Below are 25,069 nucleotides of genomic sequence, written 5' to 3' on the forward strand. Positions count from 1 at the left end.
CATCAGAGCCTCCGCTCGATCAGCGGGCGCTCCGCCTGTTCTCGGTCCTCCGCGGTCACCGACGTGGTGCGTGCGAGCTTGCGGCTTGCCCAGCCGCGCAGATCGTCCATGTAGCTGAACACCACGGGCACGAAGATCAGGCTCAGGAGCGTCGAGGTGATCAGGCCGCCGATCACGGCGACGGCCATGGGCGCGCGGAACCCGGCGTCCGCGCCCGTGCTCAGCACGGCGGGCACCATGCCGGCGATCATGGCGATGGTGGTCATTATGATCGGCCGGGCGCGGTCCGAGCCCGACTGCATCAGCGCATCATGGCGCGACATCCCCTCGCGGATCTTCTCGATCGCGAATTCGACGAGTAGGATCGAATTCTTGGTCACGATCCCCATCAGCATCAGGATGCCGATGACGGCGGGCAGATCGAGCGCGGCGCCGTACAGCAGCAGCCCACCGATGGCGCCGCCGATCGACAAGGGCAGCGCGGTGAGGATGGTGATCGGCTGCAGGAAATCCTTGAACAGGAGAACGAGGACGCCGAACACCATGAGGATGCCGAACGCCATCGCCAGCCCGAACTTCTCGAACATCTCGGTCATGTATTCGGCGTCGCCATATTCAACCTGACGCACGCCTTCGGGGAGGTTCTGCATCGAAGGCAGAGCTGTGATGTCGGCCAAAGCCGTGCCCAATGTCGCGCCCGCCAAGTCGGCATCGACCGAGACCCGGCGCTGCCGGTCGAAACGCTCGATCCGCGCCGGCCCGTCGCCAAAGCGCACGTCCGCGACCGCACTCAGCGGGACGGTCTCGCCGGCATCGGTGGGCACGCGAAGCGATCGTAGCGTTTCCAGATCGCCGCGCTCGCTCGCTGGAAGCGAGACCCGGATCGGCACTTGGCGGTCGCCGAGGTTGAACCTGGCGGAGTTGGCATCGATGTCGCCGACCGTAGCGATGCGCGCGACCGTGCCGATCGCGACCGGCGAAACGCCAGACCGGGCGGCCTCGTCCAAACGCGGGCGGATGAGCAGTTCCGGTCGGGGCAGTGGTTCGTTGACCTGGACGTTGGCGATGCCGCCGACGCCGCGCATGTCGCTTTCCAGCGCCCGTGCCGCTTCGGCAAGTCGAACAGGATCGCCACCGACCAGGATGACCGAGATGTCGCGCGCGGCGCTCTCGCCCTGGAAGGAGAAGCGGATATCGTCGATTCGGCTAAGCGCCGGGCGCACCGCCTGCTCGAAGGCCTTCTGGCTGAGGTCGCGCTCCTTGGGCGGCTTCAGCCGAATGACGAGGCTGCCGCTGCCGACATCGCCGCCTCCGGCCGCATCGTCGGATCCGGCCGAAGCGAAAACCGACAGCACTTCAGGACGCTGCCGCAGGTCGGTAGCGATCCGCTGAATGACCGTGTCGGTCTCGGCGAGCGGCGTGCCGGGGGGCAGCGAGACGTTGAGCTGCGACAGGCTACGGTCGCCGGTCGGCAGGAAGCCCGACGGCAAGAGCGGGATCAGCATGACGGACCCGACCAGGAAGACCGCGCCGATCGCCATCGTAATGCCGCGATGCGCGAGCGCCCAGGTCAACCCGCCGAGGTAGCGGGCCTTCAGCCCTGACGGCTTCGGCGCCGCGTGCGGCTTAGACTTGGGCTGCATGATGTAGGCCGCCATCAGCGGCGTGACCAGACGGGCGACCAACAGCGAGGCAAGGACGGCGACGGCGACCGTGATGCCGAACTGCTCGAAATACTGGCCGACGACCCCACCGATGAAGCTGACCGGCAGGAAGATGGCGACGATGGTGGCGGTGATCGCCACGACGGCGAAGCCGATCGCGTCGGCGGCGTCAATCGCGGCCTGGAACGGGCGCTTGCCCATATGAAGGTGGCGATCGATGTTCTCGATCTCGACGATGGCGTCGTCGACGAGGATGCCGATCACCAAGGTCAGTGCGAGCAGGGTGATGCTGTTGAGCGTGTAGCCGAGGGCGGCCATCGCCGCGAAGGTCGGCAGGATCGAGAGCGGCAGGGCGACGGCGGCGATCAGGGTGGCGCGCCAGTCGCGCAGGAAGAAGAACACGACCACCACGGTAAGCAGCGCGCCTTCAAGCAGGGTGTGCATCGCCGCTTCGTAGCTCGACAGGGTGTAGTCGACCGTCGATACGATCTCCTCCACTCCGACGTCTCGATGCTGGCGTTGGAGGTTCGCGATCGCCGCCTCGACGCCCTCGGCGACCACGGTATCGCTCGACCCCTTGGAGCGGAACACGGCAAAGCCGACGACCGGTTCACCGTTCAGCCGTGCGATCGATCGCACCTCGCTCGACCCATCGGTCACGGAAGCCACGTCCGACAGCGTCGCCCAACGGCCACCCGGCAGCGCGATCGGGGTCGCGGCCAGGTCCGCGACCGTGGCCGCGCTGCCCAATGTCCGGATCGCCTGCTCTCGGCCACCGACGCCGCCGCGCCCGCCGGGCACGTCGACGTTGACCTGCGCAAGCTGCGCGTTGATCTGATCGGCGGTCACGCCGAGCGCGTTCAGTCGGTCGGGCCGAAGTTCGACGCGCACCTCGCGATCGACGCCGCCCAGCCGCTGGACGCGCTGCACGCCGGCGACCCCGAGAATCTCCCGGCTGACGGTATCGTCGACGAACCAGGACAAATCGACCGGCCCGCGCGTGGGGGACTTCACCGCGTAGTAGAGGATGGCCCCGCCCTCGACATCGAGGCGCGAGATTATCGGCTCTTCGATCGTCTGGGGCAGATCCGACCGGATTTGCGAGACTGAATCGCGGACGTCGCTGGTGGCGCGGTCGGGGTCGACTTCGAGCTGGAACTCGACGGTCGTGACCGAGGCGCCGTCGGCCACGGTCGAGGTGATGTGGCGGATGCCGGAGAGGCCGGAGATCGCCCCTTCCACCCGGCGCGTCACCGAGGTCTCGAGTTCAGCTGGAGCGGCGCCGGCTTGCACGACCGTGACGGTGACGATGGGGAAGTCGACGCGCGGATTGGCGTTGATCGGCAGATTGAGGAAGCTCACCACACCGGCGAGCGTCAGGCACAGGAAAAGGACGATCGTCGGGATCGGACGGCGGATGGCCCAGGAGGAGAGCTGGAAGTTCACTGACCGGCCTCCGGGGGCGCGACGGCCCGATCTTGGGTCAGCTGGACGCGATCGCCGTCGCGCACGAAGGCGGTCGCCCGGGCGACCACGCGCTCTCCGGCGCGCAGGCCCTGGGTGATCTCGACGGTCTCCTCGTCGTTTCGACCCAACGAGACGACGCGGCGCGCGGCGCGCCCGTCGGCGCTCACCGCCATGACCGACGCCGCGCCCTGCGCCGTGGTCGTCACCGCCGACCGGGGCAGCGTTACGGGGGCCGCAGCGTCGCCGATCAGGATCGTGCCACGCGCGAACGCGCCCGCGCGGATGTCGGCATCGGCGGGCAGGCTGATACGAACGCGACCGAGGCGGGTCTGGGGATCGACCTTGGGGGCGACGAGCCGGACCCGTCCTTCGACCGGCGCCGCGACGCCCGCGACCTCGACCCGGACCGGGCGGCCGATGTCGATGGCGGCGAGGTCGAGTTCGGACACCTCGCCGTCGAGTTCAAGCTGCCCGGCTCGGATGAGTCGGAACAGCGGATCCGGCCCGGATGCGAGCGCGCCGATGCGTGCAAGACGCTCGGAGATGATCCCTGCCACTGGAGCGCGGATTTCGGTGCGAGAGAGCTGCGAGCGGACGTCAGCCAACTGCGCCTCGGCCTGGGCGAGTTCGGCGCGAGCGACCTGAAGTCCTCCCGCCGCCGACCCCGCCTGCGCCCGGCGTTCGTCGACCTGCTGTTCGCTGACCGCGCCAGAGCGGCCGAGCGGCAGGATGCGCTGCAGGCTGGCCTGGGCCTCGACATTGACCGCTTCCTGCTGCGCAATGGCGGCGCGAGCCCGCGCCACCGCCGCCTCGGCCTGGCGGGTTTGAGCGCGCAGGGTCTCGGTTTCCAGGCGGGCGAGGATCTGACCGGCCACGACGCGGTCACCCTCATCGACGAGAACGGCGGCGATGCGCTGATCCTGAACGGCCGTTCCGATCGAGATCTCGTCACGCGCGCTCACCGTGCCCGTGACGCGCAGCCGCTGAGTCAAGGTCGCGGGACCGGCGGTGACGGTGCTGACGCGTACGCCCGGCGCGTAAGCTTGGGGCGCACCGATCGCGGGTGCGCTCTGTTCGCCGAAGACGCCCCAAAGACCCCAGGCCGCGCTCACCACGATCAGGATGACGGCGGCGATGACGAGCGCGCGGCGACGCACCGAGGATTGCGGGCGTGGGGCCACATCGGATTCGGACGGTTGCGGTCCGGTCATGAGGGTCTCCGGGGTATTTTCGAGAGGGAGGGGACCGTCTCGGGCGCATCAGCGGCTGGTATAGGAGGGTCGCGTCGATCGGGCCGATCGGGGTCGGGCTCTCGATCGAGCTGGCGCAGCGACGGCAGGGTCGCGGCGAGCATCGTCAGGGCGGCAAACAGGCTGGCGCCACCGAGCAGCAAACTCCGCGTACCCAGCAGTTCGATCACTCCGCCGGCGAGCAACACTGCGAGCGGGGTCGCGGTGAGCGCGACGGCGGTGGACGCGCCGAGCACGCGGCCGCGGATCGCTGACGGCGTCCGGCGCAGCAGAACGGTGTTGACGAGCGGCCCGAGTGGGCCCGCGCCGATACCGGCTAACGCGCCGGCGGTCAGAAGCGTCGCGCCCCCCGGCTGACCGGCGAGCAGGAACATGGCGACTGCCTCGGCCGCCAGACAGGCTAGCAACACAAAGCGTTTGCCGATGCGGTGGCCGACGCTCGCAAAGCCGAGCGCGCCCGCCGCCGCGCCGCCGCCGGCGGCCGCCAGGAACCAGCCGAGCTCGGCAATGTCGCGACCGCTCTCACGGATGAAGACCGGCATAACGACGGCGTCGAGTGCGCCGAATATCGCGACGACGCCCATGCCGAGAATCAGCAAGGTGCGCAGGAGCGGATCGCCGAACAGAAACCGGACCCCGGTCAGGACGTCGTTGGGGCGGGCGCCATCGGCCGCGCGCCGTGATGGGCGGTGACGCGGCAGGAAGATGAGGTTCAGGATCGCCGCGAGGAGGCTGCATCCGGCAGTGATCGCGAGTGCGGGTGCCGGCCCCACGGTGGCGATCGAAAGGCCGGCGAGGATCGGTCCGGCGATCATCGCGCCGTTGTCGATCAGCTCGTCAAGCGCGGTGACGCGCTCCAGCCGCAAGCCGGCCAGACGCGCGAGCTCGGGGTAGCGGGACTCTTGCGCCGTGACCGCCGGTCCGTCGAGCAGCGCCCCCACCGCGATCAGGATCAGTAGTGGGGCCAGGGTCAGCAGCCCGAGCGCCTGTAGAAGGGGGATAGCCCCCACACAGGCGGCGCTGACGAGATCGCCCACCACGGCCACCCGGCGCGAGCCTAGGCGATCGATCACGGCGCCGCCGAAGAAGGCGCCCAGGATCAGTGGCGTCATGCCCACCGCACCCGCGACACCGGTCCAGGCCGCGCTTCCGGTTAGATCAAGCACGAACCATGGCAGGGCGACCGCGGCGACGGCGTTCCCGAGCATCGAGACGCCGCCCGCCGCGATGACGCCATAGACCGGGATGCGTCGGGACGCGGCGGCGCTCATGTCAACGGGCCTGGCAGGGACGCGACGGGGCCGGAGCGCGCCGCCATGTTTCACTTCCGGCGAACACACCTCGGCCGACGGTCAGCGTCAGCGCATCACCGCGCGCGCCGAGGCTCACACCGGAGATCGCCCGGCCCGCTTCGGGATCGTAAATCGATCCGCCGGTCCAGCGCCCGCCTTCGTCGGAACGGAAGCCGCTGAAGACGTTCAGACCGCAGATCGGTGCGGACCGTCGGGACCGGTCGGGATTGCGTTCGTCACGCGCGTCGGCGCCCTCGCGGACCCAGACGAGCCGCCCGCACAGGGTCTGGGCGCAAGGCTTGATCTCGACGACGGCCGCTCCGTCCGCGGTGCGCCAGTGGCCCGAGATAGGGTTCGTCGTCTGGGCTTGCGTCGGGATCGCGACGGCCACCGACGCTATGCTGATGAGCACGCCTATTGCAGACAAGCGCACGGGCATAGGGAGCGATGAGTAATGAATCAAAGCGAAGCTCCAGGCTGACGCGGGTCAGTTTGCGGTTGGGCTGAGGAAGCGGGTGATCATCAGGCGCAGCGTCGGTGCGTGCGTCTTGGGATCGAAGGTCGGGTCCATGACGGCGCGACCGATCGCGCCGTCGAGCAGCGCGATCAGCCAGGTCGCGGCAAGTTCGGGATCGAGGCATCGGTCGATCTGTCCACGATCGATGCCGCGCGCGAGCAGGGCGACGAGGGCTGCTTTGGTCTCGCCTTCGTTGACCACGAACAGCGCGGTGATCTTGGGGTTGCGGGTCGCCTCGGCCGCGATCTCGATACTGATGCGGGCGTAGACCTGATCGGTGGCCTGAGTCATCGCCGCTTCCGCCATCTCGAGAAGCGCCGCCAAGACGTCGTCCGCCTTTTCGAGCTGCGCGAACACCGCCGCGGTCTCGCGCTGATCCTCCTCGGCGATCGCCTGGATAATCGCGTCCTTGCTGTCGAAATAGTGGAACAGATTGCCGGGGCTCATGCCGGCCGCCGCGCAGATTTCAGCGGTCGTGGTGGCGTGGAAGCCGCGCCGCGCGAAACACTCGATCGCAGCTTCGACGATCTGCTGCCGCTTCGCCTGCTGCCGTTCCGGATCGACTTTGCGCACATCATTCCTCCCCTTGAAGGCAAGCCCCGAATTCGGCACTTGTTTTAGATCGAGTAGTCGGTCTAATAAAACATTCGCTTTAGATCGGTCAAGTGGGATCGTCGAGGAGGCTGGAATGATATTTCGCGATCTGAGGCGGCTGCCGGCCACGTTCGGCATCAGCCTCTTGGCGGCGTCGACTCTTTCGGCCTGCGCATCGCTCGGCCCGCTTCCCGCTGCTCAACCGCCTTTGCCCGGGGATTGGGCGAATCGAGCAGGTGTGGGGCGCGAGGCCGGACCGGACTTGGCGAACTGGTGGCGCGCGTTCGACGATCCCGTCCTCGATGGATTGGTCGACGAAACCGTCGCGCAGAATCTAACGCTGGCTCAAGCCGCGTACCGTGTTCGCAGCTCTCGGGCGCTCGTGCGGCCCGCGATCAGTCAGGGTCTTCCGCAGGTCGGCGTCACTTCCGGCGCACGGGTGCAACGGCGCTTGTCGGGATCGACCGGGCTGATCGGTGTCCCAGGCGGTTCAGGAGGGATCTCCCCGACCGTCGTGCAGGACCAGCCGACCACCGGATTCTTTCAGGCCGGGTTCGATGCCTCTTGGGAGCTTGATCTGTTCGGAGGGGCGTCGGCGCGCGTGCGCTCGGCGCGTGCTTCCGCCGACGTCGCTCAGGCCGACGCCGAGGCGGCGCGGGCGACCGTAGTAGCCGAGGTGGTCAGAACCTATGTCGAACTGCGCGGCGCACAGAGGCGCCGCGCTCTCCTGACCAGGATCTCGGACGAACAGGGCAAGCTCTTGTCGCTCACCCGCGAACGCCGCGTCGCGGGCGTTGCGAGCGACTTCGATGTCGATCGACTGGTCACCGCCGCCGCGGAGACCGGCGCCCAGATCCCACTTACCGATCAGGCGATCCAGCAAGCGACCCAGCGCCTGGCGGTCTTGGCCGGTCGGCCCAGCGTCGACGGACAGCTGCTGCAGCCGGCTCAACAGCCCCTTCCGGCCCAGGTGTCGCTCCGGCTCTTGCCCGCCGATCTGGTGCGCACCCGGCCCGAGATTCGCCGCGCGGAGCGGACGGTGGCCCAAGCGGCGGCTGACCTCGACGTCGCCGTGGCGGACCTCTATCCGCGCCTCACGCTCACGGGTGACATCAACCTCAGCGGCAATCTCATTGGAGACTCGCTTCCGGGACTGGTCACTAATTCGTCCATTGGCCCGTCGCTCAGTATCCCGCTATTCGACTGGGGCGCACGACGGTCCGTCGTCACGGCGCGGGATGCTGCGCTTGCGGAAGCCATCCTGGCCTATCGCCAAGCCGTCCTGGAAGGGATTGAGGAGACCGAGAACGCGTTGAACGCGCTCGACGTCGAGCGTCGTCGCGCCAATCGGCTTGCGACCGGCACCACCGCTGCCCGACGGGCGGCGGCGAACGCCGATCTGTTGTATCGCCAAGGGTTAGCGAGCCTAGCCGACGTGGTGGACGCCACGGTGGCGCTGCGTCAGGCGGAGTTGAACAGCGCCGAGGTCATCGAACGACAGTCGCTCGCCGTCATCGCGCTTTACAAGGCGGTCGGCGGCGCGAGTTTGCCGGAGTAGTCGCGATGGAATTGCGGCATCTCCAATATGTCGTTGCGGCCGCAGAGCGTGGCAGCTTTCGTCGCGCGGCGATGGCGCTCGACATTCGGGAATCCGCGGTCAGCCGGCGCATCCGAGACCTGGAAGACGAGCTGGGCGCGGCGCTTTTCATTCGCCATCATGGCGGCGTCCGTCTCACGCACGCCGGTCAGCGGTTTTTCTATGGCGCGCTTCGGGCATTGAACGAAATCGAACGCGCAGCAGCCGATGCTGGGTCTTTCGGACGTGGTGAAACCGGCACCGTTCGAATTGGGATTTTCACGTCGCTCGCCTGGGGATTCCTGTCCGATCTGCTGCGTACCTACGTCAGCGCAAATCCAGGTGTTCGACCCGATCTCATCGAGGGTGGCCCCGCTGCGCACATCGCCGCGGTCCAGCGTCTTCATCTCGATATCGCGTTCCTAACGGGCAAGCTTGTCGTCGACGGATGCGACGTGGCTCATTTATGGAACGAACGGGTCTTGGTGGTCATGCCCAGCAAGCATGAATTCGTTTCGCTGCGAAAGATCGACTGGACGCATCTTCGCGACCGGCACTTCATTGTCAGCGAGGACGACCCTGGACCAGAAATCCACGACTATCTGGTCAAACACCTCGGCGACCTCGGGCATCATCCCAGCATCGAGCGGCATCGCGTCGGCAGGGACAATCTGATGCATCTGGTCGCAATGGGTCAGGGCCTGACGCTGGTTCACGAAGCAGCGGGCGCCGCACAGTTTCCGGGTGTCGTGTATCGGCCGGTCGACGGCGAGGTCCTGCCCTTCTGCGCGATCTGGTCGCCACATAACGACAATCCCGCGCTTCGGAGGCTGCTGAGCCTCGCCAGAACGATGTCAAAGAAGGTCGTCTAGCGTACTCGTACGGTCGCGACCTTTCACGATACGGCTCGATGAGGTCGCTCCTGCGGAATCTTGAATGTCTGCTGGCGCTGGCAAAGTCCCTGTCGGAGAGGCCCGGCATAGTTCGTCCGTCAGCGTCTCATCCGTCCTGAGCATCCGTGCGGGAGGCGCGTTGACCGCCATCGCGGCGCGCGCGAGCGAAGCCCCGATCGGTTGCAATGAAGCGCTCTAGCATGGGGACGATCAGCTTTTTCGGGTCGCCGATGGTCTGGCCTTGTTCGCGGCCCATCGCCGCCGCGTAGGCGCTGAGGTCGCGATGGAGCGGTGCCGGCAGCTGTATCGTTACCTTCACCGGCTTGTCTTCGATGATTGGGCCGAGCTTCAACTTCGTCATCCGTCACCCTCCAAAAGGCTCGAGAACGATATCGCGCGTGACGATGACACGGACCGGAAACCCCGGCCGGATCGTCAATGTCGGCGTCACGTTGAGTTGGCGGCGGACGATCTGCTGGCCGGCATCGTTGATCGTCGACTGGCCGCCGTCGCGGATGGCCTGCACCAGACGGTCGTTGTCGTCGGTGGCTAGTTCCGCGCCGACGCCAAGCAAGGTCGAGAGCGCGGCGGCCTTGGCGAGATCCCACCAATGATAATCGACGCCGTCCTCCAGACCGGCATAGCCCTCGACATCTGCGCCGGGCTGTCGCTCGAGCACGATCGAACGACCATTGGGAAGGATCAGCCGGTTCCAGACCAGCAGCACCCGGCGCTGACCGAAGCCGACGCCGTTGTCGTACTGGCCGATCAGCCGCGTACCCTGCGGCACGAGGAGGATACGGCCGGTCGGGCTGTCATAGACGTTCTCCGTCACCTGGGCGGTGATCTGGCCCGGCAAATCAGAGCGGATGCCGGTGATCAGCGCCGCGGCGATCACCGCCCCCGCCTGCAGGATGTTCGGTGATGCCGGCGCCACGACGCGATCGGGAGCGACGGTGCGCCGGTCGGCGGCGGAGTTGAGGAAGGCGAGCTGGCGATCCTGGGCGGAGGGCGTCGCAGGCGGCGGCGCGAGGCCAAGGCCGGTGAGATCAGGGAGAGGCGGGAGCGAGCCGACATCCGGTCCGGCGCCGGACCCCGACGAGGTTCGGGTCTCGGTCCCGGCGAAGATCTTACTTGTCCGAGCCGCCTCAATCTCCTGAAGCCTACGCTGCTCTTCGGCACTGATGCCAGGATCGGGCTGTGTCATGCCGGGGGCAGGCACCGGCTGCCCCCGATTCTGCGCATCGAGGATAGGTCGGCCGAGATCGCCGGGAAGCGGCGGTCCGAGTTGGGGCACGCCGCTATAGTCGCGCGGTAAGCCGGCCAGGCCGTCGGCGGTGGAACGGTTTTCGGTCGAATACAGCTCTTCCCTCGGCCTGGCGCCGTCGCGGGTCTGAAGCGCAAAGATCAGCGCGCCGCCCAGGCCGACGCTGGCGACCACGCCGATCCCGGCCAGCGCCTTGCGCGACAACCGGGTGACGCGCGGTGCCTCGCCGCGAAGCCGCATCGGCGCGGCCGCATCCACGGTCGATGCGGTGAGCTCCGCTTCCTCCTTCCGGGACTCAGGCTCGCTCACGAGGTCGGCCTCCCGTCGGTGCGGACGATGCGGACGCGCCGCTGGCCATTGCCGTTGCCAAGCCGCAGCTCGGCGGCCGCGAAAAGGCGGTCGACGATCATGTGATGGCCGCGGACCCGGTAGTTGACCAGCTCGGAGGTGTTGCCCTCCGGGCCGACCACGAACAGCGGTGGCATCTCGCCTTGCGAGATGCCGCGGGGGAACTCGATGAACACCTGCCGCCCGTCATCGTAGGCGCGCAGCGGCCGCCACGGCGCTCGGTCGCCCTCGATCGCGTAGCGGAAGTTGATGCTGGCGAGATCGACGCCGCTCGCGACCGGCTGCGTGGCTTCCGCCTGCACATTCTGCCGACGCAGCGCGATCAGTTGGTCCTGCGGATATTGCCACGAGACCGAGGCCATATAGGTCCGCTCGGTCGAGCGGAGCTCCATATGGTAGGTGCGCAGATTGGTGTTGATGATCAGATTGGTCATCAGGTCTGCCCGTGACGGTTTGACCAGGATATGCACCTGCCGTGTCGCGCCGGAGCCGCTTTCCGTATCACCGATGATCCAGCGCACGGTGTCGCCGGCCGCGACGGGGCCGGCGCCGACGAGCTGCTCGCCGGGCTGGAGCGCGATGTCGGTGATTTGCCCGACCGCCGTGTAGACCTGATAGAGCGCGCCGCTGGTATAGGGGTAGACCTGCATGGCGTTGATGAAGCCGTCGCGGACGGGCTGGACGCGGGCGGCGGCATTGGCCTGGTTCACCCGCGCTGCCGGATCGGCGGCTTCGGGCGTGCGGCGCGAGGGCTCGACCGGCTTCATCTGCCCAGGCAGCGGCAATGGGCGGGCAAGCTCGACAACGGTGACGGGCGCGGGCGGATCGAGGGCGATCGTCGCGGGCGCGGCGTCGTCATAAGATATCTCGGGCGGTCTCTGCGTCGTCGCGCAGCCGGCGAGCGCCGTCGCCGCGAGGAGGACAAGCGGCAATGCGGATTTGCGGAATGTCGGGTATGCGATTGCGGGTAAGGCCGGATTTCCGGCTTTACGGAAAGACGGCTTCATTGCCCAAGCTCCCGTGACCAGTTGATGGCGTTGACGAAGATGCCGAGCGGATTCGTCCGCAGGCGTTCGGCGTCGCGCGGCGGCTGCACGACGACGGTGAGGATGGCGGTCCAGCGCGAGGTCTCGGCGAGCGAGCCGTCCTGATAACGGCGCTCGGTCCACGCGACCCGGAAACTGTCGGGCGAGGCGCGAATCACGCTGGAGACGTCGATCGCGATCTGCTGCGTGCCGACCTTGGTGAAGGGGTCGTTCGAGCGCGCATAGTCGTTGAGCGCCATCGCGCCGCGATCGGTGGTGAAGTCATAGGCGCGCAGCCAGTTCTGCCGGACGATGATGGCGTCGGCCGGGATCGAGCGGACCTGCTCGATGAAGCGCGCCAGATGCCAGGCAATTTGCGGATCGGTCGGGCGATAGTCGGCGACCGCGGGCGCCACGGCCTGCGACTGGCCGAGCCGATCGACCTGGACCACCCAGGGGACGACGGTGCCGCGCGCCGACTGCCAGACCAGTGCGGACGCGAACCCGGCTGAGAGGATCAGCGAGCCGAACGCCATGAGGCGCCAGTTCTTCGCCTGAACGCGGGCCGAGCCGATGCGCTCGTCCCAGACCTGGGCGGCGCGTTGATAGGGCGTCTCAGGCTCGGGCGCCTTGCCGTAATGGGTGGAGGGTCGTTTGAACATCAGCGGTCACTTTCGGAGAGGTTGACGGAAGCGCCGCCGCCATGGGCGTCGCCGGAGCGGACGGCATGGGCGGCGGCTTGGACGCCGTGCGTCAGCGCCTGAGAGCGCTTCATGCGCCGAGCCCAGGCGGGGGCGCCGTCCGATGCGGCAGACGAAGACGATGCGGCGTCGGCGGCGTCGGCGCCGACCGTGCCCTTGGTCGAGGAGCCGCCGGTCGCTTCGAAAGCGGCCATGCCGCCCTCGTTAAAGCTCGAACGCATGCTCTCGGCGGCGCGTGAGGTGGCCCGGCGCAGCGGCGAGGTTGCGGCGCTGGCGCCGGCGCGGGCGACGCCGCCCAGTCCGGATGCGACCCCCGATGCGCCGGACTGACCGGCCGCGCCGAGGCTGTAGGCGGTGGAGGCGCCGCCCGCCATGGCAGCTCCGCCACGCGCGGCGGCCGCCGCACCGCCAGCCAGCGCCCCGACACCGCCGGCGGCCGCGCCGAGTGCCGCGCCGCCGGCTGCAACAATGCCGCCCGCGGCGAGTCCCGTGCCGACCGCCGCGCCGGCGCCGAGCTGCGGGCCGCCGGAGACGAGACCATTGGCGATGCCAGGACCGAAGATGCCGAGGCCGAGGAGCGACAGCGCTGCGAGCACGATTGCCATCGCCTCGTCGATCGTCGGCGTCTGCCCGCCGAAGCCGGCGGTGAACTGCGAAAACAAGGTCGAGCCGATGCCGATGATGACGGCGAGCACCAGAACCTTGATCCCCGAGGAGATGACATTGCCGAGCACCCGCTCGGCCATGAAGGCGCTTTTGCCGAACAGTCCGAACGGGATGAGCACGAAACCGGCGAGCGTCGTCAGCTTGAACTCGATCAGGGTGATGAAGAGCTGAATGGCGAGGATGAAGAAGGCGAGCAGGATCAGCGCCCAGGCGAAGAGCAGGCACGCGATCTGGATGAAGTTCTCGAAGAACGACACCCACCCCATCAGGCTCGAGATGGATTCGAGCAGCGGTCGGCCGGCATCGAGCCCGGTCTGCGCCACGCGCCCCGGCCGCATGAGATCGGCGACGGTGAAACCGGTGCCCGACGCCTTCAGGCCGAGCCCCGCGAAGCTCTCGAAGACGATGCGGGCGAGGGTGTTCCAGTTGCCGATGATGTAGGCGAAGACGCCGACGAACAGGGTCTTCTTGATCAGCCGCGCGAGGATGTCGTCATCGGCGCCCCAGCTCCAGAACAGGGCGGCGAGCGTCACGTCGATGACGATCAAGGTGGTGGCGATGAACGCGACCTCGCCGCTCAGCAGGCCGAAGCCGCTGTCGATATAGCGGGTGAAGACCTCGAGGAACTGGTCGATGACGCCGGTGCCGCCCATCTATCAAGGTCCTTCGGCGGGCTGGCGTGGCGCGGGCGCGACGCCGAGGAAGCGGTCACGGGTCTCGGCCCAGACGCGCAGGCATTCGGTGTCGTGCGCGGCGGCCTCGCCGAGCAGCTGGCAGCGACGTTGGCCCGCGCGCAGCGGATCGATCGGCGTCTCTTCGACCTGCCGCACCGCTGCGGCGGGCGGCGCCTCCTCTTTCCGGCTCATTTCGATCGCGGTCGCGGTAACTGCGACCGCGACGAACACGATGGCGCCTATGCGGGCGAACAGCTTGCCGTCCATCGGTCCTGCCTCAGTTGCCGTTCGGGAACATGCGGGCATTGCCGGGCTGATAGCCGGTGCCGGGGGTCAGAAACCGCCGGCGCTGTTCGCGGCCCTGTTCGGCGGCTGCGGCGCGCTCGGCATCGGAAAGCGCCTGGGCGCGGCCATTGGCGGCGACGACGGCGGTGAGGTCGGCGAGCTGCTGCGCCTGGAGCGCGAGCAATTGATTGCCGGCCTGCGTGGCCTGCAGCGCGCCGGTCGCGCTCTGGCTCTGGCCGACCAGCGCCGACATCTGCGCGCGGTTGGTGTCGATGTTGCCGACGACGCCGGCCTGGACGCGCATGGCGTCCTGCAAGCCTCCCACCGTATTCTGCCAGCGCTCGCGCGCGCCGGCGACGAGCTGCTGATCGGTCGCTGACAGCGAGGCGTTGCCGTAGGTTGTTTGGAACGCCCGGTCGATTTGCTGGACGTCGTAGGCGATACGTTGCGCCTCGCCGAGTAACTGCTGGGTGCGCTGCACCGACTGTTGGAGCTGCTGAAGCGACGAATAGGGCAGGCTCGCGAGATTGCGGGCCTGGTTGATCAGCCCCTGTGCCTCGTTCTGCAGCGAGGTGATCTGGTTGTTGATCTGAGTGAGGGCGCGCGTGGCGGACAGCAGGTTCTGCGCATAGTTGGTCGGGTCGAAAACCTTCAACTGCGCGGCGGCGGGCGCTACCATCATCGGCGACAGCGCGAGCGGCACGGAGAGTATCGAAGCGGCGAGAAGCGCCGCGCGTGAGGATGCGAAAATCATGACGAAGTCTCCAGGTTGGTGAGGTCGGGGATGAGGTCGGCGGCCCACGCGACGTGGCGGTGGCGCAGCCAGGCGGACAGGAATCCATCGCGTCCATGCTCTTCGACGATGCGCGCGATCGCGGTCTGGTCGGTCTTCGCCGACGCGGCGCACAGGGCCAGCGCGACGTCGCCGAGGCCGAGCTCGAACAGCCGGTTGCCGCGGCGCGACTGGCAGTAATAGTCGCGCTTCGGCATGGCGCGGGCGAGGATCTCGATCTGCCGGTCGTTGAGCCCGAACCGCCGGTAGATCGCGGTGATTTGCGGCTCGATCGCGCGCTCGTTGGGCAGCAAGAGCCGCGTCTGGCAGCTCTCGATGATCGCCGGCGCGATCGCCGAACCGTCGATGTCGGACAGCGACTGGGTGGCGAAGACGACCGACGCGTTCTTCTTGCGCAGCGTCTTCAGCCATTCGCGCAACTGCCCTGCGAAACCCTCATCGTCGAGCGCCAGCCAGCCTTCGTCGACGATTAGCAGGGTCGGCCGGCCATCGAGCCGGTCCTCGATGCGGTGGAAGAGATAGGCGAGTACGGCGGCGGCCGCGCCGGTGCCGATCAGCCCCTCGGTCTCGAACACCTGTACGTCGGCCTCGCCGAGCCGCTCGCTCTCGGCGTCGAGCAACCGGCCATAGGGCCCGCCGACGCAATAGGGCTGCAGGGCGCGTTTCAGCGTCTGCGACTGAAGCAGCACCGACAGCCCGGTCAGTGTGCGCTCGGCGAGCGGCGCGGATGCAAGCGAGGTCAGCGACGACCAGAGATGCTCCTTCACCTCGGGCGTGATGGCGATGCCTTCGCGCAACAGGATCGCGACGATCCAGTCGGCGGCCCAGGCGCGCTCATAGGTGTCGTGAACGCGGGCGAGCGGCTGGAGCGAGACGGACGCGTCCGCGCCGTCGGTCAGGCCGCCGCCGAGATCGTGCCAGTCGCCGCCCATGGCGAGCGCGGCAGCGCGGATCGAGCCGCCGAAATCGAAGGCGAAGACCTGCGCACCGCGATAGCGCCGGAACTGCAGCGCCATCAGCGCCAGCAGCACCGACTTGCCGGCGCCGGTCGGACCCACGACCAATGTGTGGCCGACATCGCCGACGTGAAGGGATAGCCGGAACGGGGTAGAGCCTTCGGTCTTGCCGAAGAGCAGAGGGGGCGCTGCAAAATGCTCGTCCCGTTCCGGCCCCGCCCACACCGCCGAAAGCGGGATCATGTGGGCGAGATTGAGTGTGGAGACCGGCGGCTGCCGGACATTGGCGTAGACATGGCCGGGCAGCGAGCCGAGCCAGGCGTCGGCGGCATTGATGGTTTCGACCATCGCCGTGAAGTCGCGGCCCTGGATGACCTTCTCGACCAGCCGCAGCTTCTCGGCGGCGAGGCTTGGGTTCTCGTCCCAGACGGTGACGGTAGCAGTGACATAGGCCTGGCCAGCAAAGTCGGCGCCCAGTTCCTGCAGCGCCATGTCGGCGTCGGCCGCCTTGTTCGCCGCGTCGGTATCGACCAGTGCCGAGGCCTCGTTGGTCATGATCTCCTTGAGGATCGCGGCGATCGACTTGCGCTTGGCGAACCACTGCCGCCGGATCTTGCTCAGCAGCTTGGTTGCGTCGGTCTTGTCGAGGAGGATGGCGCGCGTCGACCAGCGATACGGGAAGGCCAGCCGGTTGAGGTCGTCGAGCAGGCCGGGCGTCGTCGCGGTCGGGAAGCCGACGATGGTCAGCACGCGCAGATGGGCATGGCCGAGACGCGGCTCGAGGCCGCCGGTCAGCGGCTGATCGGCCAGCAACGCGTCGAGATACATCGGGATCTCGGGGACGCGCACGCGCTGACGCTTGGTCGAGACGCATGAGTGCAGATAGGTCAGGGTCTCGCCGTCATCGAGCCAATGGCATTCGGACATGAAGCCCTCAACCAGCTGCAGGACGCGGTCGGTGCGGTCGGTGAAGCCGCGCAGCACCTCGTGCGGATCGACGCCTTTTGCGGCCTTGCCCTCATAGAGCCAGGTCTCGGCGCGGGCCGCGTCCTCGGCCGGTGGCAGATAGACGAAGGTCAGGAAATAGCTCGACTCGTAGTGCGAGGCCTCTTCCTCGAAATCGGCCTTGCGCTCGGCATCGACCAACGCCGACGCCGCATCGGGGAAGCAGCTCGGGGGATAAGCATCGACCCCGTGGCGCTGCGCCTCGACGAAGATCGCCCAGCCCGAGCCGAGGCGCCGGAAGGCGTTGTTGAGGCGGCCGGCGACGGCGACCAGTTCGGCGGCGACGGCGGAATCCAGATCAGGCCCGCGGAAGCGCGCGGTGCGCTGGAAGCTGCCGTCCTTGTTGAGCACGACGCCGTCGCCGGCGAGCGCCGCCCAGGGCAGGAAGTCGGCGAGCCGGGTGGCGGTGCGACGATATTCGGCGAGGTTCAGCATGGCGGCCTCAGACGCTCAGATGACCGGGGATGCGCAGGTGGCGGCGCACGACCTCGACGAACAGCGGGTCGCGCTTGGCCGCCCAGACCGCCGCCGCATGGCCGATCACCCACAGCCCCAGGCCCACCAGCCAAAGCCGGAGGCCGAGGCCGAGCGCCGCGGCGAGCGTGCCGTTGAGGATGGCGATCGAGCGCGGCGCGCCGCCGAGCAGGATGTGCTCGGTGAGCGCGCGATGGACCGGCACGGTGAACCCGGGAACGCTGTCCATCAGACGAGCGCCCCGCCACCGAAGGAGAAGAAGCTCAGGAAGAAAGAGCTGGCAGCGAACGCGATCGACAGGCCGAAGACGATCTGGATCAGACGGCGGGCGCCGCCCGACGTGTCGCCGAAGGCGAGCGTCAGGCCGGTGATGATGATGATCATCACTGCGATGATCTTGGCGACCGGACCTTCGATCGACTGCAGGATCGACTGCAGCGGGGCTTCCCATGGCATCGACGATCCCGAAGCGTGGGCGGCGGGCGCCAGCATCATGCTGATGACGGTGACGGATGCGGCCGTCACCAGACGACGGCGAATGCTTGGGGCAGGACGGATCATGAAGGCTCTCCTGATGAACTGGCTGTTGCGGGGGTGACGCGGTAATCGCCGTCGGGGCCGAGGCCCTCGATGCGGGCGAGTTCGGCGAGGCGGCGCTGCGCGCCGCGGCCGGACAGCACCGCGACTAAATCGATCGTCTCGGCGATGAGCGCGCGGGGGACGGTGACGACGGCTTCCTGGATCAGCTGTTCCATGCGGCGCAGCGCGCCGATCGCCGAGCCGGAATGGATGGTGCCGACGCCGCCGGGATGACCGGTGCCCCAGGCCTTCAGGAGATCGAGCGCTTCGGCGCCGCGGACCTCGCCGATCGGAATGCGATCGGGCCGCAGCCGCAGCGAGGAGCGCACCAGATCCGACAGGGAGGCGACGCCGTCCTTGGTGCGCATGGCGACGAGATTCGGCGCGGCGCATTGCAGCTCGCGGGTATCCTCGATCAGCACCACGCGGTCGTCCGTCTTGGCGACCTCGGCCAGCAGCGCGTTGGTGAGCGTGGTCTTGCCGGTAGAGGTGCCGCCGGCGACGAGGATGTTGCGTCGGTCAGCCACTGCCGAACGAAGCACCTCGGCCTGATCAGCCGACATGATGTCGGCGGCCACATAGTCTGCGAGGGTGAACACGGCGACCGCGGGCTTGCGGATGGCGAAGGTCGGGGCGGTGACGACCGGCGGCAGAAGCCCCTCGAACCGCTCCCCCGTTTCGGGCAGCTCGGCCGAGACGCGCGGCGACCCTGGATGAACCTCGGCGCCGACATGATGCGCGACGAGGCGCACGATGCGCTCGCCGTCGGCCGGCGACAGGCGCTCACCCGTATCGGAGAGGCCTTCGGAAAGGCGGTCGATCCAGAGCCGGCCATCGGGGTTGAGCATCACCTCGACGACGCGGGGGTCCTCCAGGAACCCGGCGATGGCGGCACCGAGCGCGGTGCGCAGCATGCGCGCGCCCCGGATCGTCGCTTCGGATTGCTGGTGAGAAACCGCCATGTCGTCCCCTTGCAGTCAGGGACCGTTCGGCCGGCCCTGGATCGGGGATCAGTAGAAGAGGCAGAAAATCAGGCGGTTCAACAAGAATGCATCGTCGTCGTAGCCTGGCGTGCAAACACAGGAGAACGGCGGGACGGCGCTGGTCTGTTCGACGTCGTGCCGGCGCAGACTAGGCTGGTAGAGATGGTAAGTGTTACGGTGAGCGGCGTGCCGACGGCGTTCTTGTCTTGGCGATGCTGACTGCCGGCCAATAGCGTCTGGGCCGCAGATATGGACGTTGGCGCGCGCTGATGGCACCGCAATGCGATGAGGACCGAACGCCTGATCATCGAACCGCTTGTCGCTTCGCACGCTGAAGCTTTGATGAGCTTGCTCGACGAGCGCGTGAACAGGCACTTTGCGCCGGAAGATGTGCCCACTTCACAGGCAGCGTTACGCGCGCAGTTTGCGGAGATGGCAGCGGCTGCAACGAATCGACGCGACGGTGCACGCTTCTTGCCTTTTGTAGTCAAGACGATCGCCGATGGGCACTACATCGGCAGGCTTGAGGCTCTGGTGCATGCCAAGGATGCAGAGATTGCCTTTGTCTTCATACCTCAAAGTTGGGGACAGGGCTTCGCGACTGAGGCGACGTCCGCGCTGATGGTCGATCTGCAAGGGGCCGGAGTCGAGCGCTTTTGGGCGTGCGTCACCCCCAGCAATGAGCCCTCCCTCGCATTATGTAGCCGTCTGAATTTCGCTCGAAGTGAGCTACCCACCGCATTTGCGTTGGCGACTTACGACGTCGGTGACATCGTGTTTTCATTTGAGGTCGTGAATGAGCGGCAGATTTAGACGGTTCAGTTGGGCCGTTTTAGCGACCGGGGATTTGTTGTCTCCAGCCATTTCCGATGTTTGCGAGGCGTCACTTCTGCATTGCTTGATCGTTGCGTAGATCCGGCGCGACATCGTCCGGGATTTCCCTGAGAAAGCTCTGGCCCTTCTGAAGCCGCTTGCCCAGCGTCTCGACAAACCCCTCGAAGCGTTCCCGACCTTTGACCTGCGCGGCGGCTTGCGCGTCGCTCGGCAATGGCGGCGTGATCGTCAACCAGAAGCGCACGAACAGCGCCAAGGTGTCGGCCGTGACGCCGAGATCGCGTTCGATGCGTTGCGCTTGTCGGGAGAGCCGGTCCATCCGGCGGGTGAACGCAGCCTCGCGCCGATCGGCGGCATCGGGCGACAGGAATGACGCGACGGCGGCTTCGACGATCGCCGATCGCGAGATCTTCTTGCGCTCCGACAGCTCGTTGATCTGGCCGATCATCTCGACGGGCAACGTAAGGTTCAGGCGGTCCCGCATCGCCGCTCCTAAAGGTCCATGCCGTCATTGGGGTCGAGCGAGACCTGCCGCGCGACGCCGCTCATCTGGCGGCGCAGCGCCTGGCGCTGGCGGGCGACGTCCTCCGGCTCGTCGTCGAGCAGAACCGCGAACTCCTCCGCCGGCTTCGGCTCGGTCGTCTCCTTGGCGATGGCGACATGGTCGGGCAGTTCGGGTTCGCGGCGCAGGCCGCTATTGGCCTTGTCGCCCTCCGCTTTTGCCATTGCGGTCAGCAACGCCGCGTCGGGCTTCTGTGGCGCCAGTGTCGACCAGCCGTCGGCGCTGGAGGTACGTCCTGATTTCTCAGGATCCGGCGGCGACAGCACGCGCTCCTTCAACCTTGCATCCTCGTAATAGCGCGCCTTCTTCGCCCGGATCGGCGGTGTGCCGGCGACCATGACGATCTCGTCGGCGGGCGGCAGCTGCATCACCTCGCCGGGGGTCAGCAGCGGACGGGCAGTTTCGGAGCGCGACACCATCAGATGGCCCAGCCACGGCGAAAGCCGGTGCCCGGCATAGTTCTTCATAGCCTTCATTTCGGTCGCGGTGCCGAGCGCATCGGACACTCTTTTCGCCGTCCGCTCGTCATTGGTGGCGAAGCTGACCCGGACATGGCAGTTGTCGAGGATCGAATTGTTCGCTCCGTAGGCTTTCTCGATCTGGTTCAGCGACTGCGCGATCAGGAAGCTCTTGATGCCGTAGCCCGCCATGAACGCTAGGGCACTCTCGAAAAAGTCGAGGCGGCCAAGCGCCGGAAACTCGTCGAGCATCATCAGCACGCGGTGCCTGCGCTCCTTGGCATGGAGGTCCTCGGTCAGGCGCCGTCCGATCTGGTTGAGCACAAGGCGGATGAGCGGCTTGGTCCGCGAGATGTCGGACGGCGGCACGACGAGGTAGAGCGTCGCCGGCCGCCGATCGGCGATCAGGTCGGCGATCCGCCAGTCGCAGAGGCTTGTTACCTGGGCGACGACGGGATCGCGATAGAGGCCGAGAAACGACATGGCGGTCGACAGCACGCCCGAGCGCTCGTTGTCGGATTTGTTCAGCAGTTCGCGCGCGGTGGACGCCACAACGGGATGCGGCCCGGCTTCGCCCAGATGCGGCGTCGTCATCATTGCCTTCAGCGTCGCCTCGATCGGCTGCTTCGGATCGGAGAGAAAGCCGGCGACGCCGGCGAGCGTCTTGTCGGCCTCGGCGTAAAGGACATGCAGGATCGCGCCGACCAGCAGCGAGTGGCTGGTCTTCTCCCAGTGATTGCGCTTGTCGAGCGAGCCTTCCGGATCGACGAGCACATCGGCGACGTTCTGCACGTCGCGGACCTCCCAGTCCCCGCGACGAACTTCGAGCAGCGGATTGTAGGCGGCGGATTTCGGGTTGGTCGGGTCGAACAGCAGCACCCGGCCGTGTTTCGCGCGGAAGCCGGCGGTGAGCTGCCAGTTCTCGCCCTTGATGTCGTGGACGATGGCGGAACCCGGCCAGGTCAACAGCGAAGGCACCACCAGGCCGACGCCCTTGCCAGAACGCGTCGGCGCGAAGCACAGCACATGCTCGGGTCCGTCATGGCGCAGATAGTCGCGCCCGAGCTTGCCCAGCACCACGCCGTCCGCGCCGAGGAGGCCCGCCGCCTTCACCTCTCTCGTCTCGGCCCACCGCGCCGAGCCATAAGCCTCGACGTTCTTGGCCTCGCGTGCCCGCCAGACCGACATACCGATGGCGACCGCGATCGAGATGAACCCGCCGGATGCGGCGATGGTGGCGCCCTCGACGAAGACGAACGGCGCATAGGCGTCGTAGAAATACCACCACCAGAAGAAGGCCGGCGGATAATAGATCGGCCAGCCGGCGAGCTCGAACCATGGCTGGCCCAGCTGCGGTTGGAAGCCGAGCTGCCATGCCGTCCATTGCGTCGCCCCCCAAGTGGTGAACAGCACGATCAGGAAGACGATGGTGATCTGGCCCCACAGGATTCTGGTCGCGGACACGGGCGTTGCTCCTTTCTGTTGATGCCTAGAGGCCGAGGTCGCGCTTGCGTCCGAGGCTCCATTCGATGCCGCCGGCGTCGCGGGCGACGCCCGCGAGATGCTGGCCGAGCTTGCGATCGATCTCGCGCGACCAGGGCACGAGTTGGAAGCCGAGGCCGTTGTCGATCATGGCGAAGCGGCCCGAGGAGAGCGTCAGGCGCTGGCGATAGGTGCCCGAGACATGCTCGCCGGCCGCGGCCTTCACATGCGGCAGACCCGTTTCGGCCGAGAGCTTCTCGCCGACGGCGTCGAGCTCGCGGCGGCGCAGCGTACTCAGCAGATCGCGCTGGAGGATGACGCGCTGACCCTGACGGCGGGCGAGCCCTTCGTCGGCGAGATGTTCGGCGCGGGCCTGCATCGCGTCGCGCGCCTTGCGGCCGAACCCGGACATGGAAAGCGGCGTCGGTTCGCGCTCGACCAGACGATGGTCGAGCCAGGTCGCGCCGGGCGCGGTGATCTGGCTGCGCAGATCGAGATCGGACCGGGTGGCGAGCACGAGCGTCGGCCGCTCGTCCCGCGGCCCACCGAAGCGCCGAACCTCAACGATGCCGCCGATAGGCGGCGCGTGTTCGAAGGCCTTGATGCCGCGGAAACGGACATGGTGGGCGCGGCCGTCGGTGCCGTCGATCACAGCATAGGCTTCGCCGGTCAGCTCGTCATGCAGCCCCTTGTCGACCAGCCGGCCGACGATCGGCGGACCGGGCTGGCCGTCGATGACATAGTCGGCGACACCGCGATCCTGGCCGCGCTCGGTGAAGGCGCGGTGCATGGTCTTGATGATGTCGCCGCGCATGCCGAGGTCGCGCAAATGGCGTTCGGCTTCGAGCCCGACCATCCACTCGCCGGGACCGGCCGAAGAGGCGAGGCCCATCTTCTCCAGATGCTGGAGCCGGCCGATCATCAAGCGGCGGATCTCGGGATCGGCAGGGCCGCGTGCCTCGGGCCGCAGGTCGACGAGGCCGACCTCGTCGGCGCGGCCGCGGATTTCAAAGTCGAGGCGTGTCCACCGCTCGGCCGTGACTTCCTTCTCCAGGGCGTTGCGGATGTCACGTTCGGGCTTGGGGCCGAGCTCGATCGCCACCAGATCCTCGGCGCGCGAGCGCAGGCCGCGGCTGATGTAGTCCCGCGAGATCACGAGGTCGGCGCCGGCCTCGTCAACACCCCGCACGAGCAAATGAACGTGCGGGTTATCGGTGTTCCAGTGATCGACGGCGACCCAGTCGAGCCGCGTCCCGAGATCGGCTTCTATCTGCTGCGCGAGGTCGCGCGTGAACGCCTTGAGGTCGGTCAGCTCGCTGGCGTCCTCGGGCGAGACGATGAAGCGGAAATGGTGCCGGTCGTCCTTGCACCGATCGGCAAAGTCGCCATCGTCGGCGCGATCTGAGCCGGCGTCGAACATCACGCCCTTCTCGCCGTCCCGGCTGACGCCCTCGCGCTTGAGGTAGGACAGATGCGCCGACAATGGTGCGGAGCGAAACGATCGGCCCTGGTGGCGCGCTATGCGCGCCTTAACGACGACGCGGCGGGTCGAGTTGAACAGGCGACTGCGGCTGAAGCTGCCGCGCCCCCGGCCGAAGGTCGAGCGGCCGTAGTTGGACCCCCGTCGGCCCGACGCCGGCGCGCCGACATGCCCCGATTTCTTCGCGGCCCGTAGCACCTGGTTGAGGAAGCGTTTCGCCTTCGGCGCGCGCGTGGTCTTGATGCGGCCTGGCCGGACCCGGAAGTCGCTGTCGCCCTCGCTCATGACCAGGCTCCGAAAAGTGGCTTTCGGGGCGTGTGCATACGCGAGCGTTGAAATCGCCCACAAAAACCGGGCTTCATGCCCGCGACCGACCACCATGCACACGAAAACGCAAGCCTCGTCAGAGGCTTACAGCGTTTCGGGCATGGCCTTTTATCTCGCCATCCTTCGGTCGGGCTGCCTGCCTTCCGCCTCAACGCTCTCCATCGAACGCCAAGGCCCGCCATGATGCGATTTGGCCATGATGCGGTCATCGCGGGTCTCCAGCGTCGGATCGCGCGACGAAGAGACCGGCGGACTGCGGCGCGTTCGCACGAACCGCGCGCACCGGATTTGCGGTCGGAGGGTCAGCCGAACGACTTTCGGGCAGCGCTGGATCGGCGGATGCAGCGCTTTCGGGGCGCGCGACGAACAGCGGCGCGCGGGTCCAGGCATTGGGATCGGCGGCGGCGACGGTGATCGGACCGGAGAGGTCACCGCCGCCGAAGGAAGGGACCAACGAAGCGACATAGGCGCGGGTCTCGGCCGGAAGCGGGCGACCGGCCAGATACTCTTCATAGCGTCCGGGGCCCGCATTATACGCCGCGAGGAAGCCCGGCGAGCCGTAACGGTCGAACATCTCGCGCAGATACGCCGTGCCCGCCAGGATGTTGTCGCGGGGATCGTAGGGGTTCGTGCCGAGCCGATGGCGAACGCGCAGTTCGGCCCAGGTCGCGGGCATGATCTGCATCAATCCCATCGCGCCGGCCGACGAAATCGCGCGCACAGCGCCGGCGCTTTCGGCGCGCATGACCGCGCGGATCCAGCGCTCCGGCAACCCGAACCGCTGCGCCGCCTCGGCGATGAAGCCGGCGTGGGGATCGGTGCGTGATGCGCGCGCGATGGACACGTCCTGAGCGTTCGCGGTGGCGCACGGCGGCACCGCGAACAGCAGCCCGGAAAGGAGAAGGAGAGCCGTGCGT

Annotated in this window: 23 protein-coding genes; 3 read left to right on the plus strand and 20 right to left on the minus strand. The window is 67.5% G+C overall.

Annotation, left to right across the window (positions count from 1 at the left end; translation table 11 throughout):
* Positions 1 to 2: 2 nt before the first annotated feature.
* The 5 genes from FG486_RS16310 to FG486_RS16330 all read right to left on the minus strand — a co-directional run bounded on the left by FG486_RS16310 (position 3) and on the right by FG486_RS16330 (position 6,913).
* On the minus strand, positions 3 to 3,110 hold the full coding sequence (locus FG486_RS16310; protein WP_181268304.1) for an efflux RND transporter permease subunit: 3,108 nt from the start codon (positions 3,108 to 3,110) through the stop codon (positions 3 to 5).
* The gene (locus tag FG486_RS16315) at positions 3,107 to 4,342 is read right to left on the minus strand and encodes an efflux RND transporter periplasmic adaptor subunit (RefSeq protein ID WP_181268305.1); all 1,236 of its coding nucleotides are present in this window, start codon (positions 4,340 to 4,342) and stop codon (positions 3,107 to 3,109) included. The genes FG486_RS16310 and FG486_RS16315 overlap by 4 nt, the downstream gene beginning before the upstream one ends.
* Positions 4,339 to 5,652: an MFS transporter gene (locus FG486_RS16320; RefSeq protein ID WP_181268306.1), complete on the minus strand. Its 1,314-nt coding sequence runs from the start codon at positions 5,650 to 5,652 to the stop codon at positions 4,339 to 4,341. Before FG486_RS16320 ends, FG486_RS16315 begins: the two co-directional genes overlap by 4 nt.
* A 1-nt stretch (position 5,653) precedes the next feature.
* On the minus strand, positions 5,654 to 6,064 hold the full coding sequence (locus tag FG486_RS16325; RefSeq protein WP_181268307.1) for a DUF2147 domain-containing protein: 411 nt from the start codon (positions 6,062 to 6,064) through the stop codon (positions 5,654 to 5,656).
* A 96-nt stretch (positions 6,065 to 6,160) separates the two neighbouring features.
* Positions 6,161 to 6,913 (minus strand): TetR family transcriptional regulator, encoded by a 753-nt coding sequence (locus FG486_RS16330; protein WP_206678408.1) that lies wholly within the window; start codon positions 6,911 to 6,913, stop codon positions 6,161 to 6,163.
* Between FG486_RS16330 and FG486_RS16335 the strand changes: the two genes are divergently transcribed.
* Together FG486_RS16335 and FG486_RS16340 are read left to right on the plus strand one after the other, a co-directional pair.
* Complete coding sequence (locus tag FG486_RS16335; protein ID WP_181268308.1) at positions 6,879 to 8,342, plus strand: efflux transporter outer membrane subunit; 1,464 nt, start codon at positions 6,879 to 6,881, stop codon at positions 8,340 to 8,342. The genes FG486_RS16330 and FG486_RS16335 overlap by 35 nt on opposite strands.
* 5 nt (positions 8,343 to 8,347) lie before the next feature.
* A complete protein-coding gene (locus FG486_RS16340; RefSeq protein WP_181268309.1) occupies positions 8,348 to 9,232 on the plus strand; it encodes a LysR family transcriptional regulator in 885 nt (294 codons plus the stop codon).
* 127 nt (positions 9,233 to 9,359) lie between these two features.
* Here FG486_RS16340 and FG486_RS16345 read toward each other — a convergent pair whose 3' ends face one another.
* The 11 genes from FG486_RS16345 to trbB all read right to left on the minus strand — a co-directional run bounded on the left by FG486_RS16345 (position 9,360) and on the right by trbB (position 18,988).
* Positions 9,360 to 9,614, minus strand: a complete 255-nt coding sequence (locus FG486_RS16345; RefSeq protein WP_181268310.1) for a DUF2274 domain-containing protein — start codon at positions 9,612 to 9,614, stop codon at positions 9,360 to 9,362.
* 3 nt (positions 9,615 to 9,617) lie between these two features.
* A complete protein-coding gene (locus tag FG486_RS16350; protein WP_181268427.1) occupies positions 9,618 to 10,760 on the minus strand; it encodes a TraB/TrbI/VirB10 family type IV secretion system protein in 1,143 nt (380 codons plus the stop codon).
* 65 nt (positions 10,761 to 10,825) lie between these two features.
* Positions 10,826 to 11,875: a P-type conjugative transfer protein TrbG gene (gene trbG / locus FG486_RS16355; RefSeq protein ID WP_181268311.1), complete on the minus strand. Its 1,050-nt coding sequence runs from the start codon at positions 11,873 to 11,875 to the stop codon at positions 10,826 to 10,828.
* Positions 11,872 to 12,555, minus strand: a complete 684-nt coding sequence (gene trbF / locus FG486_RS16360) for a conjugal transfer protein TrbF (protein ID WP_181268312.1) — start codon at positions 12,553 to 12,555, stop codon at positions 11,872 to 11,874. The genes trbG and trbF overlap by 4 nt, the downstream gene beginning before the upstream one ends.
* Positions 12,555 to 13,913 (minus strand): P-type conjugative transfer protein TrbL, encoded by a 1,359-nt coding sequence (gene trbL / locus FG486_RS16365; RefSeq protein ID WP_181268313.1) that lies wholly within the window; start codon positions 13,911 to 13,913, stop codon positions 12,555 to 12,557. Before trbL ends, trbF begins: the two co-directional genes overlap by 1 nt.
* A 3-nt stretch (positions 13,914 to 13,916) precedes the next feature.
* Entirely contained in the window at positions 13,917 to 14,201 is a 285-nt protein-coding gene (gene trbK-alt, locus FG486_RS16370) for a putative entry exclusion protein TrbK-alt (RefSeq protein ID WP_181268314.1), read from the minus strand.
* A gap of 10 nt (positions 14,202 to 14,211) precedes the next feature.
* On the minus strand, positions 14,212 to 14,973 hold the full coding sequence (gene trbJ / locus FG486_RS16375) for a P-type conjugative transfer protein TrbJ (RefSeq protein ID WP_181268315.1): 762 nt from the start codon (positions 14,971 to 14,973) through the stop codon (positions 14,212 to 14,214).
* The gene (gene trbE, locus FG486_RS16380; RefSeq protein ID WP_181268316.1) at positions 14,970 to 17,408 is read right to left on the minus strand and encodes a conjugal transfer protein TrbE; all 2,439 of its coding nucleotides are present in this window, start codon (positions 17,406 to 17,408) and stop codon (positions 14,970 to 14,972) included. The genes trbJ and trbE overlap by 4 nt, the downstream gene beginning before the upstream one ends.
* Before the next feature lie 7 nt (positions 17,409 to 17,415).
* Positions 17,416 to 17,676, minus strand: coding sequence for a VirB3 family type IV secretion system protein (locus tag FG486_RS16385; RefSeq protein WP_024585228.1), 261 nt, complete (start codon positions 17,674 to 17,676; stop codon positions 17,416 to 17,418).
* On the minus strand, positions 17,676 to 18,008 hold the full coding sequence (locus tag FG486_RS16390) for a TrbC/VirB2 family type IV secretion system protein (protein ID WP_181268317.1): 333 nt from the start codon (positions 18,006 to 18,008) through the stop codon (positions 17,676 to 17,678). The genes FG486_RS16385 and FG486_RS16390 overlap by 1 nt, the downstream gene beginning before the upstream one ends.
* Positions 18,005 to 18,988, minus strand: coding sequence for a P-type conjugative transfer ATPase TrbB (gene trbB, locus FG486_RS16395; RefSeq protein ID WP_181268318.1), 984 nt, complete (start codon positions 18,986 to 18,988; stop codon positions 18,005 to 18,007). Before trbB ends, FG486_RS16390 begins: the two co-directional genes overlap by 4 nt.
* Positions 18,989 to 19,294: 306 nt before the next feature.
* Between trbB and FG486_RS16400 the strand changes: the two genes are divergently transcribed.
* A complete protein-coding gene (locus FG486_RS16400; protein ID WP_181268319.1) occupies positions 19,295 to 19,822 on the plus strand; it encodes a GNAT family N-acetyltransferase in 528 nt (175 codons plus the stop codon).
* 70 nt (positions 19,823 to 19,892) lie between these two features.
* On the opposite strand, the gene FG486_RS16405 is transcribed toward FG486_RS16400, so the two are convergent.
* The 4 genes from FG486_RS16405 to FG486_RS16420 all read right to left on the minus strand — a co-directional run.
* Entirely contained in the window at positions 19,893 to 20,327 is a 435-nt protein-coding gene (locus tag FG486_RS16405) for a ribbon-helix-helix protein, CopG family (RefSeq protein WP_181268320.1), read from the minus strand.
* 8 nt (positions 20,328 to 20,335) lie between these two features.
* Positions 20,336 to 22,327: an IncP-type conjugal transfer protein TraG gene (locus tag FG486_RS16410; RefSeq protein ID WP_181268321.1), complete on the minus strand. Its 1,992-nt coding sequence runs from the start codon at positions 22,325 to 22,327 to the stop codon at positions 20,336 to 20,338.
* A gap of 25 nt (positions 22,328 to 22,352) precedes the next feature.
* Entirely contained in the window at positions 22,353 to 24,110 is a 1,758-nt protein-coding gene (locus tag FG486_RS16415; protein ID WP_181268322.1) for a relaxase/mobilization nuclease domain-containing protein, read from the minus strand.
* 247 nt (positions 24,111 to 24,357) lie between these two features.
* A partial coding sequence (locus tag FG486_RS16420; protein ID WP_181268428.1) for a lytic transglycosylase domain-containing protein occupies positions 24,358 to 25,069 on the minus strand: 712 nt, incomplete at its 5' end.

Source organism: Blastomonas ursincola, from assembly GCF_013607875.1.
GTDB lineage: Bacteria > Pseudomonadota > Alphaproteobacteria > Sphingomonadales > Sphingomonadaceae > Blastomonas > Blastomonas ursincola.

What these genes read in the sequence shown, in the direction of transcription:
- FG486_RS16315 (WP_181268305.1), bottom strand. Translation starts at nt 4,342, where the DNA reads ATGACCGGACCGCAACCGTCCGAATCCGATGTGGCCCCACGCCCGCAA.
- FG486_RS16320 (WP_181268306.1), bottom strand. Translation starts at nt 5,652, where the DNA reads ATGAGCGCCGCCGCGTCCCGACGCATCCCGGTCTATGGCGTCATCGCG.
- FG486_RS16335 (WP_181268308.1), top strand. Translation starts at nt 6,879, where the DNA reads ATGATATTTCGCGATCTGAGGCGGCTGCCGGCCACGTTCGGCATCAGC.
- FG486_RS16340 (WP_181268309.1), top strand. Translation starts at nt 8,348, where the DNA reads ATGGAATTGCGGCATCTCCAATATGTCGTTGCGGCCGCAGAGCGTGGC.
- FG486_RS16345 (WP_181268310.1), bottom strand. Translation starts at nt 9,614, where the DNA reads ATGACGAAGTTGAAGCTCGGCCCAATCATCGAAGACAAGCCGGTGAAG.
- FG486_RS16350 (WP_181268427.1), bottom strand. Translation starts at nt 10,760, where the DNA reads ATGCGGCTTCGCGGCGAGGCACCGCGCGTCACCCGGTTGTCGCGCAAG.
- trbG (WP_181268311.1), bottom strand. Translation starts at nt 11,875, where the DNA reads ATGAAGCCGTCTTTCCGTAAAGCCGGAAATCCGGCCTTACCCGCAATC.
- trbF (WP_181268312.1), bottom strand. Translation starts at nt 12,555, where the DNA reads ATGTTCAAACGACCCTCCACCCATTACGGCAAGGCGCCCGAGCCTGAG.
- trbL (WP_181268313.1), bottom strand. Translation starts at nt 13,913, where the DNA reads ATGGGCGGCACCGGCGTCATCGACCAGTTCCTCGAGGTCTTCACCCGC.
- trbK-alt (WP_181268314.1), bottom strand. Translation starts at nt 14,201, where the DNA reads ATGGACGGCAAGCTGTTCGCCCGCATAGGCGCCATCGTGTTCGTCGCG.
- trbJ (WP_181268315.1), bottom strand. Translation starts at nt 14,973, where the DNA reads ATGATTTTCGCATCCTCACGCGCGGCGCTTCTCGCCGCTTCGATACTC.
- trbE (WP_181268316.1), bottom strand. Translation starts at nt 17,408, where the DNA reads ATGCTGAACCTCGCCGAATATCGTCGCACCGCCACCCGGCTCGCCGAC.
- FG486_RS16385 (WP_024585228.1), bottom strand. Translation starts at nt 17,676, where the DNA reads ATGGACAGCGTTCCCGGGTTCACCGTGCCGGTCCATCGCGCGCTCACC.
- FG486_RS16390 (WP_181268317.1), bottom strand. Translation starts at nt 18,008, where the DNA reads ATGATCCGTCCTGCCCCAAGCATTCGCCGTCGTCTGGTGACGGCCGCA.
- trbB (WP_181268318.1), bottom strand. Translation starts at nt 18,988, where the DNA reads ATGGCGGTTTCTCACCAGCAATCCGAAGCGACGATCCGGGGCGCGCGC.
- FG486_RS16400 (WP_181268319.1), top strand. Translation starts at nt 19,295, where the DNA reads ATGAGGACCGAACGCCTGATCATCGAACCGCTTGTCGCTTCGCACGCT.
- FG486_RS16405 (WP_181268320.1), bottom strand. Translation starts at nt 20,327, where the DNA reads ATGCGGGACCGCCTGAACCTTACGTTGCCCGTCGAGATGATCGGCCAG.
- FG486_RS16415 (WP_181268322.1), bottom strand. Translation starts at nt 24,110, where the DNA reads ATGAGCGAGGGCGACAGCGACTTCCGGGTCCGGCCAGGCCGCATCAAG.